This is a genomic window from Streptomyces sp. NPDC005899 (assembly GCF_040629645.1).
Classification (GTDB): Bacteria; Actinomycetota; Actinomycetes; order Streptomycetales; family Streptomycetaceae; genus Streptomyces.
Window position 1 is genome coordinate 1 of the sequence record NZ_JBEXWB010000587.1, and the last position, 2407, is coordinate 2407.

Here is a 2407-nt window from a genome sequence, read left to right on the forward strand (position 1 = left end):
GGCCGGCGGTGGGACGACCGCCGGCCCGAAGCCGCCTACGCGTACGCGCCCGTCACAGCACCGGCAGCAGGTTCTTCAGCTCGAAGGCCGTGACCTCGCTGCGGTACTCCTCCCACTCCTGCTTCTTGTTGCGCAGGAAGAAGTCGAAGACGTGCTCGCCCAGCGTCTCCGCGACCAGCTCGCTCTTCTCCATCAGGGAGATCGCCTCGCCCAGGTTCTGCGGCAGCGGCTCGATGCCCATCGCACGGCGTTCCGCGTCGGAGAGGGCCCAGACGTCGTCGTCGGCGCCGGCGGGGAGTTCGTAGCCCTCCTCGATGCCCTTGAGGCCCGCGGCGAGGAGCACCGCGTACGTCAGGTAGGGGTTGGCGCCGGAGTCGATGGAACGGACCTCGACGCGGGCCGAGCCGGTCTTGCCGGGCTTGTACATGGGGACGCGGATCAGCGCGGAGCGGTTGTTGTGGCCCCAGCAGATGTACGAGGGCGCCTCGCCGCCGGCACCGGCGGAGCGGCTGGAGCCGCCCCAGATGCGCTTGTAGGAGTTGACCCACTGGTTCGTGACGGCGGAGATCTCCGCCGCGTGCTTGAGCAGACCCGCGATGAAGGAGCGGCCCACCTTCGACAGCTGGTACTCGGCGCCCGACTCGTAGAAGGCGTTGCGGTCGCCCTCGAAGAGGGAGAGGTGGGTGTGCATGCCCGAACCGGGGTACTCCGAGAACGGCTTCGGCATGAAGGTCGCCTGGACCCCCTGCTCCAGCGCGACCTGCTTCATGACGAGGCGGAAGGTCATGATGTTGTCGGCGGTGGAGAGCGCGTCCGCGTAACGCAGGTCGATCTCCTGCTGGCCGGGGGCACCCTCGTGGTGGCTGAACTCGACGGAGATGCCCATCGATTCGAGCATCGTGATCGCCTGGCGGCGGAAGTCCATGCCGACGTTCTGCGGGGTGTGGTCGAAGTAGCCCGAGCTGTCGGCCGGCGTGGGGCGGCTGCCGTCGACCGGCTTGTTCTTCAGCAGGAAGAACTCGATCTCCGGGTGGGTGTAGAAGGTGAAGCCCAGGTCGGAGGTCTTGGCGAGGATGCGCTTGAGGACGAAGCGCGGGTCGGCGAAGGACGGCGAACCGTCCGGCATCAGGATGTCGCAGAACATCCGCGCCGTGCCGGGGGCCTCCGCGCGCCAGGGAAGGATCTGGAAGGTGCCCGGGTCGGGCTTGGCGATCATGTCCGACTCGTAGACCCGTGCGAAGCCCTCGATGGCGGAGCCGTCGAAGCCGATGCCCTCGTCGAATGCCTGCTCGAGCTCGGCGGGGGCCACGGCGACGGACTTGAGGTATCCGAGCACATCGGTGAACCACAGCCGTACGAAGCGGATGTCGCGCTCCTCAAGCGTCCTGAGGACGAATTCCTGCTGCTTGTCCATAGCCACATCCTTGCAGTTCAGACGGTCCGTGCACCACCGCCCGGGGTAGGGGAGACACTCCAGTATCACGACCCGGGATTTCACCCAGATTACGCACTCGGTGTGAGAGAGAGCACTCGGCCACCCACTACGATCGGCGCCCGTGGTGTGCATGGGCCGCGAGGGCCTCCCGGTGGCCGTGTCCCCACGTGTTCCACCGCCCCGCTCCCCGTCCCTCCCGACCCCTTGCCAGAAGGGCCCGACGACATGAGCTTCGACCCCAGGACCCACGTGGAACCGACGCGCGAGGACGACCGTGCGCGTGGCCGCCGCAACGCCGCCCTCGCCATAGGCGTGAGCGCCCTCGTGGTCGCCGGCCTGCTGGGTTTCGGCTCCTACGCGCTGCTGGAGAGGTCGGAGGCGAAGGAGCGGAGCGGGGACGCCCGGGCCCAGGACGGCAAGCAGGCGGAGCCGGCGGACGGGCGGCCGATCGCGGGCGAGAGGAGCTGGGACGCGGCGAAGTTGACCCGCAACCACGTCACCACCGATGTGGCGTACCCGATGGAGCCGCCGGTCGGCGGTGACCACGACCCGGCCTGGCTGAACTGCGACGGCGTCGTATACGAGAAGGCGGTCCCGAACGTCAACGCCGTCCACGCCCTGGAGCACGGCGCGGTCTGGGTGACGTACAACGGCGAGGCGTCCGCCGCCGACGTCGCCGGGCTCGCGTCCCGGGTCAGCAGCACCCCCTACTCCCTGATGAGCCCGTACGAGGGCCAGGCCGGGACGATCATGCTGAGCGCGTGGGGCAGGCAGCTCACGGTGGACAGCGCGGACGACCCTCGGGTGGCGCGGTTCCTCGCGACGTACGTGCAGGGTGCGCAGACCCCCGAGCCGGGTGCGCCGTGCACCGGCGGGGTCGACGGGTGAGCCCGGCGCCGGACCGGCGTACGCGGTGGGCGGCGGGTGCGGCCGTGGCGCTGGCGCTGGTGTGCGCGGGGGCCGCGACGATCG

At 69.7% G+C, this 2407-nt stretch carries 2 protein-coding genes; one reads left to right on the forward strand and one right to left on the reverse strand.

Translation table 11 applies throughout. From position 1 onward, the window contains the following. Positions 1 to 52: 52 nt before the first annotated feature. The gene (gene glnA / locus ABZ371_RS31715; protein ID WP_307127338.1) at positions 53 to 1414 is read right to left on the reverse strand and encodes a type I glutamate--ammonia ligase; all 1362 of its coding nucleotides are present in this window, start codon (positions 1412 to 1414) and stop codon (positions 53 to 55) included. A 246-nt stretch (positions 1415 to 1660) separates the two neighbouring features. On the opposite strand from glnA, the gene ABZ371_RS31720 reads away from it, so the two are divergent. After that, positions 1661 to 2323, forward strand: coding sequence for a DUF3105 domain-containing protein (locus tag ABZ371_RS31720; protein WP_358686205.1), 663 nt, complete (start codon positions 1661 to 1663; stop codon positions 2321 to 2323). The last annotated feature ends 84 nt before the right edge of the window (positions 2324 to 2407 follow it).

Excerpts from the sequence above, each read along its gene's own strand:
- glnA (WP_307127338.1), bottom strand. The coding sequence starts at position 1,414 with ATGGACAAGCAGCAGGAATTCGTCCTCAGGACGCTTGAGGAGCGCGAC.
- ABZ371_RS31720 (WP_358686205.1), top strand. The coding sequence starts at position 1,661 with ATGAGCTTCGACCCCAGGACCCACGTGGAACCGACGCGCGAGGACGAC.